Genomic DNA, 14,193 nt, shown 5'->3' with positions numbered 1-14,193 from the left:
GCGAGCCCCATGTCCTTTCTCCGCAACTGCTGGTATGTCGCGGCCTGGCAGGACGAAATCCCCGATGGGGGGAGCTTCCACCGCCGCATCCTCGACGAGGACATTCTCTTCGCGCGCGACGCGCAGGGAGCGGTGCATGCGATGCGCAACCGCTGCCCGCACCGCTTCGCCCCGCTGTCGCTGGGCGAGCGCATCGGTGATGTGATCGAATGTCCCTATCACGGCCTGCGCTTCGACCTTGACGGTCGCTGCGTGATGAACCCGCAAGGCGACGGCCATATCCCGCCCAATGCGAAGGCGCAGACCTATCCGGTCGAGGAGCGGCATATGCTCGTCTGGATCTGGATGGGCGCGCCGGATCGGGCCGATCCCGCCACCATTCCCGCGCTGGCCGGGCTGGACCCGGATCGCTACGCGATCAACCGCGGCTATATGCACACGCCCGCCAATTACGAATATATGACCGACAACATCATGGACCTCGGCCATATCGAGTTTCTGCACAAGGGCCTGCTGGGCAGCGAGGCGGTGCGGCGGGCGGAGGTCGACGTGAAGCAGGACGGCGACATCGTCCATTCCAACCGCCTGACCCGCAACGAGATCCTGCCACCCGCGCTCGATGCGCTCTACGAATGCAACGGCGCGCCGGTGGATCGCTGGCTCGACGTCACATGGTATCCGCCGGGCAATATGCAGCTGGTCGTCGGCGTGACCGGCGCCGGGCAGCCGGAGCGGATCGGCCGGGAAACGCCCGGCGCGCATCTGATGACGCCGGAAACCAGGGACAGCACCCATTATTTCTGGTCCAACGCCCGCGATTTCCGCCGCGACGATGCGGTGCTGCACGCTGCGCTGGACGAAGGTTTCCGCATCGCCTTCGAGCATCAGGACAAGCCGATGATCATCGCCCAGCACGGCGCGCTCGACGGTGAGGATTTCTGGGATCTGCACCCAGTCATCCTGGAAAGCGATGCGGGCGCGGTCCGCGCGCGGCGCATCCTGCGCAAGCTCATCAGGGAAGAACGGGAAACAGAAGCATGTCGAAGATAATCATAAGCTGCGCGGTGACGGGATCGGCGCATGTGCCGAGCATGTCGGACGCGCTGCCGGTGACGCCGGAGGAAATCGCCGGTCAGGCGATCGCCGCGGCGGAGGCGGGCGCGGCGATATTGCACCTGCATGCCCGCATGCCGGAGGACGGACGCCCCACCGGCGACCCGGACGTCTATGGCCGCTTCCTGCCCGTCATCAAGCAGGCGACCGACGCGGTGGTCAACATCACCACCGGCGGGTCGATCACCATGACGGTCGAGGAACGGCTGGCGGCGGCGGTCCGGTTCAAGCCGGAACTGTGCTCGCTCAACATGGGCTCGATCAACTTCGCCTTCTTCCCGGCCGCCAACCGGATCAAGAGCTGGAAGCATGGCTGGGAAGAAGCCTATATCAGGAATTCGGACGATTATATCTTCCGCAATACCTTCCGCGACATCGCCTATATCCTCGAAACCCTGTCCGAGGCGGGAACCCGGTTCGAGCATGAATGCTATGATGTGGGGCATCTCTACAACCTCGCCCATTTCCTCGACCGGGGGCTGATCAGGCCCGGCTTCTTTCTCCAGATGGTGTTCGGCATATTGGGCGGCATCGGGGCCGATCCCGACAATCTGATGTTCATGAAGCAGACCGCCGACCGCCTGTTCGGCAAGGACGCCTATCAATGGTCGGTGCTGGCCGCCGGGCGGCATCAGATGCCGTTCCTGACGCAGGCGGCGCTACTGGGCGGGCATGTGCGCGTCGGGCTGGAGGACAGCCTGTTCATCGAGCGCGGCGTGCTCGCCGCCTCCAACGCGCAGCAGGTGGAGAAGATCAGGCGCATCCTCGCCGAAATGGGCCATGAACCCGCGACACCGGCCGAGGCCCGCGCGATGCTCGGCCTCAAGGGCGGCGACCGGGTGGAGTTCTAGACCATGGCAAGACGGATTATCGACCTTTCCATCTATCTGGAAAACGACGTGATCTCCGATCCGCCGCCGTTCCGGCCGAAGATCGACTATATCGACCACAAAATGTCGGTTCCCGATCTGGCGGGCTTCTTCCCCGGCCTGAAGCCGGAGGGCCTGCCCGATGGCGAGGCATGGGCGATCGAGAAGGTGGAGCTGATCACCCACAATGGCACCCATCTCGACGCACCTTATCATTTCGCCTCGACCATGAACAAAGGGGAACGCGCGATCACCATCGACGAGGTGCCGCTCGACTGGTGCTTCCAGCCCGGTGTCAAGCTCGACTTCCGCCATTTCGCGGACGGCTATGTCGTGACCGCGCGGGATGTGGAGGCGGAGCTGGAGCGGATCGGGCACAGCCTCTCGCCGCTGGAGATCGTCGTCGTCAACACCTCGGCGGGCCGGCGCTACGGGCAGGACGATTATGTCACCGCCGGTTGCGGCATGGGTTATGGGGCGACCATCTATCTGCTGGAGCGCGGTGTGCGGCTGACCGGCACCGACGGCTGGAGCTGGGACGCGCCCTTCGTCCACACGAAACAGAAATATCTGGAGACGGGCGACGCGGGGCTGATCTGGGAAGGGCATAAGGCGGGGCGCGACATCGGCTATTGCCACCTCGAGAAGCTGCACAATCTGGAGGCGCTGCCCGCCACCGGCTTCACCATCGCCTGCTTCCCGATGAAGATCCGCGCCGCCTCCGCAGGGTGGACCAGAGCCGTCGCGATAATCGAGGACTGAAATATGCCCGCTTCCCCCAACCCGCTGCGCGACTGGCGCGTCGATCCGGCCGCGATCCGCCATGTCGGCACCGGCCTGCAACGCCCCGAATGCATCTTGGCCGAACCGGACGGCACGCTGTGGAGCGCCGACGCGCGCGGCGGCGTGATGCGCATCGATGCCGACGGCACGCAGACGCTGATCGCCCAGCAGGCCGACCCGCATTTCGACATCGCCGCCGACGCGGCGGGCAGCCTGCTGTCCGGCACCCTGCCCAACGGCCTCGCCTTCGCGCGCAACGGCGATATCCTGATCGCCAATTTCGGCACCGACCGGCTGGAGGTGATGACACGGCAGGGCCAGACCCGCGTGCTCGCCGACAGCATCGACGGTAAGCCCATGGGCAAGGTCAATTTCGTGCTGCGCGACAGCAGGGACCGGCTGTGGGTGACGATCTCCACCATGGTCAACCCCTGGTCGGACGCCTGCAACTCCACGCTGGCCGACGGCTATATCTGCCTGATCGACGAGCGCGGCGCGCGCATCGTCGCGGACGGCTTCCACTTCACCAACGAAATCCGGCTCGATGCCGACGAGCAATGGCTCTACGTCGCCGAAACCACCGCCAGGCGGGTGACGCGGCTGCGCGTGCTGCCCGACGGGTCGCTCACCGACCGGGAAGTCTACGGCCCGTCCACCTTGGGCGCCGGGATGATCGATGGCATCGCCTTCGACGCCTATGGCAATCTCTGGGCGACGATGATCTTCGCCGACCGGCTGGTCGCGATCACGCCCGAAGGCGACCTGATCGAGCTGCTCGATGATGGCGATCCGCAGGCGACGGCGCGGCTGGAGGCGGAGTTTGCTTCCGGCCGGATCGTCGGCTTCGACACGATGATGGCCTGCGGCGGCGCCATCTGCCCATGGCTCGCCAGCATCACCTTCGGCGGGCCGGACCTTTCCACCGTCTATCTGGGCGGCCTGCGCGCCACCACCATCCCGGCCTTCGCCAGTCCCGTCCCTGGCCTGCCGATGGTCCACTGGAAGGAGCGCCGATCATGACCTTCCTGCGCAATTGCTGGTATTTCGCCGCATGGGCGGACGAGCTGGGCGAGGGCACGCCCCTGTCCCGTCGCATCATCGGCGAGGCGATCCTGTTCTGGCGGCACGGGCGCGCGCTGCATGCCGTCGCCGACAGCTGCCCCCACCGCCTCGCGCCGCTGCACATGGGGCAGATCGAGGGAGAGACGATACGCTGCGGCTATCATGGGCTGGAATTCAGCGGCGCGACCGGCCGCTGCACGCTCAACCCGCATGGCGCGATCACCGGCGCGCTGACGATCCGCGCCTATCCCTGCGTCGAGCGGCACGGCATTATCTGGGTCTGGACCGGGGAAGCCGAGCGCGCCGACCCGACCGCCATTCCCGACATGGGCTTCATCGACCGGGCGGCCGAGCATGCGTTCAGCAAGGGCTATATGCACACGGCGGCCAATCACAAGCTGCTGGAGGACAATATCCTCGACCTCTCGCACGCCGATTATCTCCACCCGCATACGCTGGGCGGCGGGTCGATCACCAAGACCCGCGCCCATGTGGAGGAGCGCGGCGACACGGTGTTCGTGCAATGGCTTTCCACCGGCGAACCGGCCATCCCGATATTCCGCTGCGAGATGCCCGACCCGGACATGGCGACCGACATGTGGACCGAGGTGCTCTGGCATCCCGATGGCGTGATGCTGCTGCGCGTCGGTGCGACGCCGGAAGGGAAGCCGCGCGAGGACGGCGTCGACACCTGGAACGCCCATATCATGACCCCGGAAACCGAGGGGACGACGCATTATTTCTACTGCAATTCCCGCACCTACCGCACCGATGACGCCGCCTTCAACGCTGCGATGGCGGCGGGGCTGCGCCAGGCGTTCGAAACGGAGGACAAGCCGATGATCGAGGCGCAGCAACGCGCGCTCGGCGCGACCGATCTGTTCGACCGCAAACCCGCGCTGCTTTCCATCGACAACGGCTCCACCCGCGCTCGCCGCATCCATGCGCGGCTGCTGGCGGAGGAACGGACGGCGGACGCCTCCCCCTCCCTTTCCGCTCCTGCCTGAAGGACAGATGATGTACGAACCCTTTCCCGGAAATTATGTCTGGAATCTCAGCGTCAATATCTGCCTGTCCATGGGCGGCTGCATGGGCGAGATCGACCAGGCCAATGACGAGGTGCGCGAGATCGCGCGCGAGGGCGCCGACAAGGGCACGGCCGCCTTTTTCGACAGCTGGGGCCGTCTGGCCGACCGGCTGGTCGCGCTGGGCGAGGAATGCGAGGCGGCGGAGCATATGCTCAGCGCCAGCGAAAAATATCGCCGCGCCACCGCCTATTATATGACGGCGGAGCGCATGCAGGCGCGCGACTACGCCCCCCGCCAGCAGATGTACCGCACGATGCTGGACACGATGCAGCGCGCCATCGACACCGGCGGGCTGGGCTGGGAAAGGATCGACATCCCGTTCGAAGGGTCGAACTTCCCCGGCCTCTTCATCCCCGGCCATGGCGAAGGCCCGCGCCCGACGATGGTTTTCTGCAACGGGCTGGACAGCGTGAAGGAGATGATCGCGCTCTCCCTCGACGACAGCTTCGCCCGGAGGGGCATCTCCATCCTCGCCGTCGACCAGCCCGGTGTTGGCGAGGCGCTGCGCCTCAACGGCCTGCCCGCCCTCTACGACACCGAGCGCTGGGCGGGCGCGGCGGTGGACGCGCTGGAACGCCGCGCCGATGTTGACAAGGACAGGATCGGCGTGATGGGCTGGTCGCTCGGCGGCTATTATGCGCCGCGCGCGGCGATCTACGAAAAGCGGTTCAAGCTGTGCGTGGCGTGGGGCGCCAATCACAATTGGGGCGAGTTGCAGGCCCGCCGCCTCAGGAATGAGGGCGAAAACCCCGTCCCCCATTATTGGGACCATGTGATGTGGGTGTGGGGCCAGCCGGATATGGAGGCGTTCATGGCGCTGATGCCCAAGGTGACGCTCAACGGTCATATGAAGAATATGACCGTGCCCTTCCTCATCACCCACGGCGCCAACGACCGGCAGATCCCGCGTGAATATGCCTATCAGAGCCGGGATCAGGCGGTGAACAGCCCGCGCGTCGATTTCAGGCTGTTCACCGAGCGGGAAGGCGGCGTCGAGCATTGCAGCGCCGATTCGATGGAACCGGCAAAAAGCTTCATCGCCGACTGGGTGCGGGATCGCTTCGCGGAAATCTGATCCGGGGCCGCAATCGGGGCTTGCGCCCTCCCTGCCCGGCTGGCAGCGATTGTCGCCGGGCAGGGAGGGCATCGATGGAGATAGAATATCCGTTCCGGTTTCGCTGGAGCAAGGCGATCGAGGCCCGCTTTCGCGCCGCGCCCATCTATCTGAGGCATCATGATTCGATCGAAGGCGTATTCCGCGACGGCGAGGAGGTCACACTCCAATGCCCGATCCTCGTCGAGCCGTTCGCGACCATGCCGGAGGGCGATTTCATGTCCCTCTCCGCCTTTTCCTACAGCATGTCGGCGATGAGCCAGGACACGCGGGTCGGCCGCTATTGCTCGATCGCCAAGAATGTCGAGAAGCTGGGCATCGCCCACCCCACCGACCGCATCACGACCCATGTGATTTCCTTCCGCCATTATTATATCCAGATGATGCGGGACCATTTCGGCACATGCGCGCCGCGCATCCCTTTCGAGGCGGAAAAAGGCCCGGTGGTCATCGGCAATGACGTGTGGATCGGGCAGGACGTCCTCATCCAGCAGGGCGTCACCATCGGCGACGGCGCGGTGATCGGCGCAGGCGCGGTCGTCACGCGGGACGTGCCGCCCTTCGCCATCGTCGGGGGAACGCCGGCGCGGATCATCCGCTACCGCCTCTCGCCCGAAGAGCGCCGCCGCGCGCTGGAGACGCAATGGTGGCGTTTCTCGCCCGACCAGTTCGCGCATCTGCCGATGGACAAGCCCTCCGCCTTCCTCGACGGCATAGAGCGCATGATCGACGAGGGCGTCGCGCCCTATGCCCCGCCCCGGATCGATATCGCCCGCATGGTGCGGGAGGCGCTGGGCGGCTGACCGTCGGTGTGGAAAATTCCTCGCCCTTTCATGGTTAAGAATCTTTTAGTTTCCTTGAGGCAGAAGGACTTGGCGCGCCGGTTTACCATTCCGCTTAACCATCGGCGCGGCGGCAAGGAAGCGAAGCATGAAGGTTCTGTTCTATCTGCCCGTCGTTACCCCCTGGTGGTTCGACAATGTGATGGAGCCGCTGATCCGCATCATGGCGCGGGAGGCGCATGTCTCCGTCCTCGCGCCCGCGCCCTGGTCGTTCACCGGCGTCGGCGAGCGCGAGATGCAGCGCATGGCCGACCTGCCGGACGTCGACTGGTACATCATGAACCGGGACGATCACCCCTCCACCCGCACCATCCCCGACAATCAGCGGGAACTGGTCGATTTCGTCCACTCGCTGGCGCCCGACTACACCTTCTGCCGCGCCGCCGACATCGAAACGCCGCTGCACTTCCCCGGCGTGGTGCGCTATGTGATGGAAGGCGACGCCTCCCCGCTGCGGCCGGGTGCGCCTTCCTATGCGATCAAGCATCTGCCCTTCGATCATGGCGAGATGCCGGACTTGCCGGAGGAGGCATGGCGCCACCTCGAAACCGCCTTCGCGCCGGTGTGGGAGGATCGCCTCCGCCGGTTCGAGAATTTCCGGCAGGATCGCGACTTCGTGCTCGATCGCGCGGGCATTCCCGCCGACAAGCCCTTCGTGCTGCTGCCGCTGGAATATGAGCACCCGGAAAATTTCTTCCTGATGCACCGCCTCGGCGCCTTCCCCAACGACAGGCTGGTGGAGGAGCTGGTCGATCGCCTGCCCGACACCCATCGGCTCGTCGTCACCGACCACCCCCTCAACAAATATGCGGTGGACGGCTATGCGCTGGAAGAGGTGGTCGACCGGCTGGGCGACAAGGCGATATTGATCGACGCGAAGATCATGGGCAATCCGCCGACCGAGGTGCTCTCGCCCCATGCCGACGCGATGATATTGGGCGATTCCAAATGCTATTCCATCGCCGCCTTCTTCGGCACGCCGATGCTGCGCCGCAGCCGCTTCGCGACCGGTGGCTGGATGAACGCGGAAACCGACCTCGACCGCTTTCTGGAGCGTCTGGGGCAAGGCACGCTGTCGGCGCCCGATGCCAAGGCCACGCGCCGCTGGTTCGCCTTCCACTTCGCCAATGAGGCATTCACGCCCGACGACCCGGCGCTGACGCCCTCAGAGCTGATCGACCGGATGGTTACGCCGATCAATCCCGACCGCTGGGACCGTGGACTGGCGCGGTTCGGTTATCATGCGGCGGTGCAGGGCCTCGCGGCCTGAAACTTGCGGGACGCGCGGAGACTGCAATATCCCCCTCACCGTCATGCCAGCGCAGGCCGGCATCCCAGGAGAGGTTGTGCGACGCGGCCTGAGCCGAGCCTGCGCCGGGATGACAAATTGAGGCTTGTCCCCGCATCGACCATGGAAAAAGCCGGCGCACATCGATGCACCGGCCTCATTCCTTTCCGTTCCAACGTCGCCGCGCTACTGCCGTAGCGCTTCTTCCAGCGCACCCGCCGCCGCCCCGAAAGACGGCCGTTCCACGCCGTTCTGCGTCAGCCATTTCTCCGTCCGGGCGATATCGTCCAGATCGTGCACGTCGAAGCAGCCCTCGGTCAGATAGGGCTTGATCTTCCGCCCCATGCAGGGCCAGGGCGCCTGCCCGTCGGGGTCGCGGATGGTCGCCGCGCGCAGCACCCAGATCGAATGGTCGTAGAACAGCGCCATGGGCAGATCCTGCCGATTGGCCGAAACCTGCCCCGCCGTCTCCACAAAGGGTTGCAGCACGCCGTCCACGATACTCCGCGCCCGCCAGGGGTGATATTCGCTCATCTCATGCGAGGGCACCACCGCGCTCAGCGACGGGTCCGCCAGCATCTCCGCAATGCAATCGTCGATGATCTTCTCGGTAATCGTGCCGACGTTCGCATGTTGCAGCACGACGATATCCACCGGCCCCTCCGCCTCGATCCGGTCGAGCGCGTGGATCACCGCGTCGGAGCTCTGCGCCGTCGCGGTGCACAGTTCCGGCGGACGGCGGATCGGGCGATAGCCCGCCTGCCCCGCCGTTTCCAATATGCCGTCATCGTCGCTGCTCACATAATAGCGGCCGATATGAGCGCTGCGATGCGCGGCGGCGGCCGACCACAGCAGCAGCGGCACGCCATGCACCGGCAGGATGTTCTTGCCGCGCAGCGAGCTGCCGCCCCGGCCGATCATCAGCGCCGCGATGCGGGGGGTCTTGCTCATCGGCTCAGGCTCGCTCTTTGCTGGGGCACGAAATGGCGCGGTTCGACCGGGCGCCGATATTTGTGATGCTCACTGGGCGCGACGATCTTCTCGCCCGATCCCAGCACGATCTCCGCCTCGCGCATCCGGGCCACATAGTCGCGGAAATCCGAGGTGGTAAGGTCGAGCGCCACAGCGTCGAAATGCGCCCATTCGGTATTGCCGCACTTCACATGCTTCTCCACCATCCGCGCGCCCGCGGCGACGGCGAGCGCGGAACCGAACCAGCCCTCGTCATGGCTGGAATAGGCGGGGACGATGTGGGGGTGATCCTCGGCCAGCGCCGCATAATGGCGCACCACGCCGACATTGCAATCCTGCGCAGGCGTCGGATAGGCCGAGTTCGCCTGCATCAGATAGAGGCGCGGCACCCGCGCGAAGGTTTCCAGCGCCCATGCCTCGAACGCGCGGTCGGTCATGCCGGTCGACAGCACCACCGCATGGCGGGCAGAGGAGGCGACGCGGGCGAGATAGTCGGTATGCTCCGAAATGGTCGAGGGCAGCTTCACCAGCTCCGGCTCATAATCGAGAATGAAGCGATAGGACGGCTCATCCAGGATCGAGGCGAACCAGCGGATGCCGATCCGCTTGCACAGCGTATCGAGAAAGGCGAAATCCTCGCCGGACAGCTCCAGTTGCTGGCGATAGTCGGCGAAGGTCGTGCCGAAGGGCGACTTATAGGGCGCGGCCAGCTGCTCCGGCGAATAGAAGCTGTTGACGTCGCGCTTCTGCACCTTGACGAAATCCGCGCCTGCCGCACGGGCCGCGCGCACCATCCGCTCCAGCCGGGTGCGGTTGCCGAAATGATTGGTCGTCAGCTCGGCGACGACCGACACCTTCCAGTCCGGTTCGTTCGCGCCCCGGCCCATGGGCAGGAATTCGGCGGCCAGCTCCTCGGGCGGCAGCTGCGAATAATTGCGGTTGCCGACATGGATCACGTCCACCTCGCTGCCGCGCAGCATGTAGAGCGCGTTCAGCAGGAAATTTTCCTGCATGCCGATGACGAGGCGGCGGCTGCGCAGGTCGCCCGCGCTATATTGCCCGCCCTCGATCCGCGCATAGCCGGCCTCCGGCGTGAAGTCGAAGCCGACCAGATAGACTTTTTGCGGGCGGCCGCGCAGCCGCGCCACCTCCAGCGCGACCTTGAGCGCGGAGATGAGCAGCACGTCCTCGATGACGAAGGGGCCGGAGAGCAGCCGCTGCATCATCAGGTCGTTCGATTCCTGCCCCAGCGCGGCATGCGGCATATGCAGCACGCGCGCGCCTTCGGGGCGGAAATCGGTGGAGGTCAGATAGAGCTCGGCGCGCGGGCCGGATGCCTCCAGCTCGCGCTTCACCCAGTCGGCATGGAAGATGCTGATGTCCGTCGGGCGGATCCGCTCGGCATCGTTGACGCCGATGACCAGCGACCCGTCATAGACGGCGGAGGGAACCTTATCCGCCGACGGCCCTTTGCCCAGAATGAAGATCGTATCGGTGACATATGTCGACTCGATAGCGCTGATCTGGCTCAAGAAATCGTCCATCATAGTCCCTGTCGTTGATAAGCACGCCGCAACCGGCCTCATGCGCGAGGGCGACGCCTGCCAGCAGATCCCAGGACCGGGCGCCCTTGGGATTGACGAAGCGCGCGAAGGCGCCGCGAATGACGTTGAAGAGATTATAGACCGCGCAGCCCATGATCCGGCCCTCCGGCTCGCGCGCCAGACCTTGGCCGATCGCTTCGTTCCAAGAAGAGGAAAAGCCGACGATGCGGGACCGGGGGATGCGGGGAATGGCGCCGCTCATCATGACCTCGCCCAGTTCGGGCATCATCAGCAGGCTGCCTGCGTGAACATCGCCGCGCCAGATGGACAGCGACGTGCCCCATTCCTTGAGGCCGGAGCAGAAATTCTCGGTGCCGTCGATCGGGTCCAGCACCGCGCGCCATTGCCGGCCGATAGGCGCGCCAGCCTGCCAGCTTTCCTCGCCGATGAAGGCCAGATCGCCGAGCCGCGCGCGCAGCAGATCTGCTATACCCTGTTCCAGATAGACGTCGGCGGCGGTCACCGGGCTGCCGTCCGGCTTCCAGACGATATCGTAGCGGCGCTCCCGCAGGGCGGGCAACGCTTCCTCGATGAAGCGGACCACGTCGCGCAGAAGAGGGGCAATATCGGTCATATCGAAGGTCGGCCAGCCGGATTCCGTTGCAATTTCCGACACCTGAAATAGGCCGCAACAGTGGAGATATGGTTAACAAGCGGCAAACCGGGAGGTGTTTCGTTCCGGCACTGACGGAGCGGGAGCGGAGGACGAAAACGGCGTGCGACCTTTGGCTTGGCGCGTGTGGAGGAGGATGGCCGACGCGCAGGCGGTCAGGGGAACAGAGCCTACCTCAACGGGATCAGGAAACGCATCGGGAAACGACGCAGAATGGAAACGACCATGCCGAATGCATGGTTGCGGCCAAGAGTTGACACATAAGGACGATACAAGAAACCGTTCGGGCTGAGCTTGTCGAAGCCCTGTCCTTCTTGTCCAAAGAGAAAGGCAGCCATTGGCCTTCGGTCGCTCTTCGGGTCGACAAGCTCAAGGCGAACGGACGTGGCACGTCCGCTTTTCACCCAAATCAGACGCTCATTCTTCGTCATGCCAGCGCAGGCTGGCATCTCAGGAGGCCGCGCGCGACATGGCCTAAAACCCCGGCCTTCGCCGGGGTGACGATAGAGGCGGAGGGGACGGTAGAGCCAAAGACCCTACACCGACTCAAGGCGGGCCCGCCGCCGCCTCCCACCCGAACCAACGGAATCGCCCACGAAAAAAGGCATGCCCCGCTCAGGAGCATGCCTTCTTTTCCTTACCGCAACGCCGCGAGCGCGGCGGGCGCTTCTGTCAGTGCTTCACGCCGCTCCAGACCTGCCGGTAGGACATGAAGGCCAGCCCCGTCGCGATGATCAGGAAGAACAGCACCGCGACGCCTGCGCTCTTGCGGTTCTCCATCTTCGGTTCGGCGGTCCAGGTCAGGAAGGCCGAGACGTCCTGCGCCATCTGGTCGATCGTCGGCTTGGGCTGATCGTCGCCATAGGTGACCTGCCCGTCCGACGTCAGCGGCGGCGCCATCGCCAGGTTGAGGTTGGCGAAATAGGGGTTGTAGTGCAGCCCCGACGGCGTCTTGCTGTCCGGGAAGCGGCGCAGCAGCTCGGCCGGCTGGTTCTGGAAGCCCGTCAGCAGCGAATAGACATAGGCGGTGCCGTGATGGCGGGCCTTGGTCATCAGCGAGAGATCCGGCGGGATCGCATTGTTGTTCGCCGCAGCCGCCGCCACATTGTTGGCGAAGGGCTTGGGGAAATGATCGGACGGAACCGGATCGCGGGTGGTCGCCTCGCCGGTGGCGGGGTCGACGTCCGGGGTCTTGATCGGCCAGCTCTTGGCGATCGCCTTGATCTCGGCCTCGTTGTAGCCGAGGTCCTTCAGGTCGCGGAACGCCACGAACTTCAGGCTGTGGCAGGCCGCGCAGACCTCCTTGTACACCTGAAAGCCGCGTTGCAGCTGCTGCTTGTCATAATGGCCGAACGGGCCGTCGAAGCTGAACGACACATGCTTGGGCGCCAGATGGAACTCATGCTCGGCCGTGGGAGCCGGCGGCTCGCTTACATAAGCGATGCCGCCCGCGACGAACGAAACCAACAGCCAACCGGCAAAGAACAGGCCGACCAGAAATGCAAAGAAACGCACCATTATCCTGCCTCCCCTTATTCCGCCGGAACCGGGGCGGGCTCGCCCACGGCTTCGTGATCGGCCCCGCCATGCCCGGCCAGCACCGCTTCGGTGATGGAACCGGGCAGAGGCAGCGGCTTTTCAAATGCCGCGATGAGCGGCAGGATGATGAGGAAGTGCGCGAAATAATAAGCGGACGCGATCTGCGAGATCATCACATAGGGCTCTTCCGCCGGGGCGCCGCCGCAATAGCCGAGCACCAGCACGTCCACCAGCAGGATCAGGAAGAACTTCCTGAACAGCGGCCGGTAGTTGCCCGACCGCACCGGCGAGGTGTCGAGCCAGGGCAGGAAGAACAGCAGCAGGATGGAGGCGAACATCGCCAGCACGCCCAGCAGCTTGGCCGGAATGAAGAAGAAGTCCACCGTGAACGCACGCAGGATCGCGTAGAACGGCCAGAAATACCATTCCGGCACGATATGCGCGGGCGTCGAAAGCGGGTTCGCCTCGATATAATTGTCCGGATGGCCGAGGAAGTTCGGCGCGAAATAGACCATGAACGCGAAGGCGATGAAGAAGATGCCCGCGCCAAAGCCGTCCTTCGCCGTATAATAGGGATGGAACGGCACCGTATCCTGCGGACCCTTCACCTCGACCCCGGTGGGGTTCGACGATCCGGGAATATGCAGCGCCCAGATGTGGAGGATCACCACGCCCGCGATCACGAAGGGCAGCAGATAGTGCAGCGAGAAGAAGCGGTTGAGCGCCGCATTGCCCGGCGCGAAGCCGCCCAGCAGCCAGGTCTGGATCGGCTCGCCCACCACCGGGATCGCGCCGAACAGGCCGGTGATGACCTTGGCGCCCCAATAGCTCATCTGCCCCCAGGGCAGCACATAGCCCATGAACGCGGTCGCCATCATCAGCAGGAAGATGACGAGGCCGAGCAGCCACACCATCTCGCGCGGCGCCTTGTAGCTTCCGTAATAGAGGCCGCGGAAGATGTGCAGATAGACGACGATGAAGAAGAAGCTGGCGCCGTTGGCATGCGCATAGCGCATCAGCCAGCCCGAATTCACGTCGCGCATCGTATGTTCGACCGTGGCGAAGGCGACAAGATCATTGGCGCCGTAATGCATCGCCATGATGATGCCGGTGACGATCTGGATGACCAGCGCAAGGCCCGAAAGCACGCCGAAATTCCAGAAGAAATTGAGGTTGCGCGGGACCGGATAGCCACCGCCGATCGCGCCGTAGACGAAGCGCGGCAACGGCAGGCGGTCATCGATCCACTTCATCAGCGGAACCTTGGGGGTATATTCTTTTGCCCAGGGGAAACTCATCGGCTCTC

14 protein-coding genes are annotated in these 14,193 nt (G+C 64.7%); 8 read left to right on the top strand and 6 right to left on the bottom strand.

From position 1 onward, the window contains the following. Window positions 1–9: 9 nt before the first annotated feature. The 8 genes from GGR43_RS03595 (at window position 10) to GGR43_RS03560 (ending at window position 8,141) form a co-directional block, all read left to right on the top strand. The gene (locus GGR43_RS03595) at window positions 10–1,050 is read left to right on the top strand and encodes an aromatic ring-hydroxylating oxygenase subunit alpha (protein ID WP_188070577.1); all 1,041 of its coding nucleotides are present in this window, start codon (window positions 10–12) and stop codon (window positions 1,048–1,050) included. Continuing rightward, a complete protein-coding gene (kce, locus tag GGR43_RS03590) occupies window positions 1,038–1,964 on the top strand; it encodes a 3,5-dioxohexanoate:acetyl-CoA acetone transferase (RefSeq protein ID WP_188070576.1) in 927 nt (308 codons plus the stop codon). Before GGR43_RS03595 ends, kce begins: the two co-directional genes overlap by 13 nt. Window positions 1,965–1,967: 3 nt before the next feature. Then, complete coding sequence (locus GGR43_RS03585) at window positions 1,968–2,744, top strand: cyclase family protein (RefSeq protein ID WP_188070575.1); 777 nt, start codon at window positions 1,968–1,970, stop codon at window positions 2,742–2,744. 3 nt (window positions 2,745–2,747) lie between these two features. Further along, a complete protein-coding gene (locus GGR43_RS03580) occupies window positions 2,748–3,785 on the top strand; it encodes an SMP-30/gluconolactonase/LRE family protein (RefSeq protein ID WP_188070574.1) in 1,038 nt (345 codons plus the stop codon). Continuing rightward, complete coding sequence (locus GGR43_RS03575) at window positions 3,782–4,834, top strand: aromatic ring-hydroxylating oxygenase subunit alpha (RefSeq protein WP_188070573.1); 1,053 nt, start codon at window positions 3,782–3,784, stop codon at window positions 4,832–4,834. The genes GGR43_RS03580 and GGR43_RS03575 overlap by 4 nt, the downstream gene beginning before the upstream one ends. A 7-nt stretch (window positions 4,835–4,841) precedes the next feature. Then, window positions 4,842–5,990, top strand: a complete 1,149-nt coding sequence (locus GGR43_RS03570; RefSeq protein WP_246343311.1) for an alpha/beta hydrolase family protein — start codon at window positions 4,842–4,844, stop codon at window positions 5,988–5,990. 74 nt (window positions 5,991–6,064) lie between these two features. Beyond that, window positions 6,065–6,832, top strand: coding sequence for a CatB-related O-acetyltransferase (locus tag GGR43_RS23935; protein ID WP_281392408.1), 768 nt, complete (start codon window positions 6,065–6,067; stop codon window positions 6,830–6,832). Window positions 6,833–6,959: 127 nt separating this feature from the next. Beyond that, on the top strand, window positions 6,960–8,141 hold the full coding sequence (locus GGR43_RS03560; RefSeq protein ID WP_188070572.1) for a hypothetical protein: 1,182 nt from the start codon (window positions 6,960–6,962) through the stop codon (window positions 8,139–8,141). A 204-nt stretch (window positions 8,142–8,345) separates the two neighbouring features. Here the strand turns inward: GGR43_RS03560 and GGR43_RS03555 are convergent, their stop codons facing one another. The 6 genes from GGR43_RS03555 to GGR43_RS03530 all read right to left on the bottom strand — a co-directional run bounded on the left by GGR43_RS03555 (window position 8,346) and on the right by GGR43_RS03530 (window position 14,185). After that, the gene (locus GGR43_RS03555) at window positions 8,346–9,110 is read right to left on the bottom strand and encodes an acylneuraminate cytidylyltransferase family protein (RefSeq protein WP_188070571.1); all 765 of its coding nucleotides are present in this window, start codon (window positions 9,108–9,110) and stop codon (window positions 8,346–8,348) included. Then, window positions 9,107–10,663: an N-acetylneuraminate synthase family protein gene (locus GGR43_RS03550; protein WP_223177265.1), complete on the bottom strand. Its 1,557-nt coding sequence runs from the start codon at window positions 10,661–10,663 to the stop codon at window positions 9,107–9,109. The genes GGR43_RS03555 and GGR43_RS03550 overlap by 4 nt, the downstream gene beginning before the upstream one ends. After that, window positions 10,584–11,309 carry an inositol monophosphatase family protein gene (locus GGR43_RS03545; protein WP_188070569.1) on the bottom strand — a complete coding sequence of 242 codons (726 nt, stop codon included), beginning with the start codon at window positions 11,307–11,309 and terminating at the stop codon, window positions 10,584–10,586. The genes GGR43_RS03550 and GGR43_RS03545 overlap by 80 nt, the downstream gene beginning before the upstream one ends. A 209-nt stretch (window positions 11,310–11,518) precedes the next feature. Further along, window positions 11,519–11,779 carry a hypothetical protein gene (locus GGR43_RS03540; protein ID WP_188070568.1) on the bottom strand — a complete coding sequence of 87 codons (261 nt, stop codon included), beginning with the start codon at window positions 11,777–11,779 and terminating at the stop codon, window positions 11,519–11,521. Between the two features lie 241 nt (window positions 11,780–12,020). Beyond that, window positions 12,021–12,866 carry a cytochrome c1 gene (locus tag GGR43_RS03535; RefSeq protein ID WP_188070567.1) on the bottom strand — a complete coding sequence of 282 codons (846 nt, stop codon included), beginning with the start codon at window positions 12,864–12,866 and terminating at the stop codon, window positions 12,021–12,023. 14 nt (window positions 12,867–12,880) lie between these two features. Beyond that, a complete protein-coding gene (locus GGR43_RS03530; protein WP_188070566.1) occupies window positions 12,881–14,185 on the bottom strand; it encodes a cytochrome b in 1,305 nt (434 codons plus the stop codon). Window positions 14,186–14,193 lie beyond the last annotated feature (8 nt).

Source organism: Sphingobium jiangsuense (assembly GCF_014196495.1).
Classification (GTDB): domain Bacteria; phylum Pseudomonadota; class Alphaproteobacteria; order Sphingomonadales; family Sphingomonadaceae; genus Sphingobium; species Sphingobium jiangsuense.
Note: the sequence above shows the minus strand (reverse complement) of the source record. Positions and strands in the feature narration are given on the sequence as shown.

Coding starts and splice junctions, on each gene's coding strand:
- GGR43_RS23935 (WP_281392408.1), top strand. CDS start 6,065: ATGGAGATAGAATATCCGTTCCGGTTTCGCTGGAGCAAGGCGATCGAG.
- GGR43_RS03575 (WP_188070573.1), top strand. CDS start 3,782: ATGACCTTCCTGCGCAATTGCTGGTATTTCGCCGCATGGGCGGACGAG.
- GGR43_RS03560 (WP_188070572.1), top strand. CDS start 6,960: ATGAAGGTTCTGTTCTATCTGCCCGTCGTTACCCCCTGGTGGTTCGAC.
- GGR43_RS03540 (WP_188070568.1), bottom strand. CDS start 11,779: ATGACGAAGAATGAGCGTCTGATTTGGGTGAAAAGCGGACGTGCCACG.
- kce (WP_188070576.1), top strand. CDS start 1,038: ATGTCGAAGATAATCATAAGCTGCGCGGTGACGGGATCGGCGCATGTG.
- GGR43_RS03530 (WP_188070566.1), bottom strand. CDS start 14,185: ATGAGTTTCCCCTGGGCAAAAGAATATACCCCCAAGGTTCCGCTGATG.
- GGR43_RS03580 (WP_188070574.1), top strand. CDS start 2,748: ATGCCCGCTTCCCCCAACCCGCTGCGCGACTGGCGCGTCGATCCGGCC.
- GGR43_RS03555 (WP_188070571.1), bottom strand. CDS start 9,110: ATGAGCAAGACCCCCCGCATCGCGGCGCTGATGATCGGCCGGGGCGGC.
- GGR43_RS03595 (WP_188070577.1), top strand. CDS start 10: ATGTCCTTTCTCCGCAACTGCTGGTATGTCGCGGCCTGGCAGGACGAA.
- GGR43_RS03545 (WP_188070569.1), bottom strand. CDS start 11,309: ATGACCGATATTGCCCCTCTTCTGCGCGACGTGGTCCGCTTCATCGAG.
- GGR43_RS03535 (WP_188070567.1), bottom strand. CDS start 12,866: ATGGTGCGTTTCTTTGCATTTCTGGTCGGCCTGTTCTTTGCCGGTTGG.
- GGR43_RS03570 (WP_246343311.1), top strand. CDS start 4,842: ATGATGTACGAACCCTTTCCCGGAAATTATGTCTGGAATCTCAGCGTC.
- GGR43_RS03585 (WP_188070575.1), top strand. CDS start 1,968: ATGGCAAGACGGATTATCGACCTTTCCATCTATCTGGAAAACGACGTG.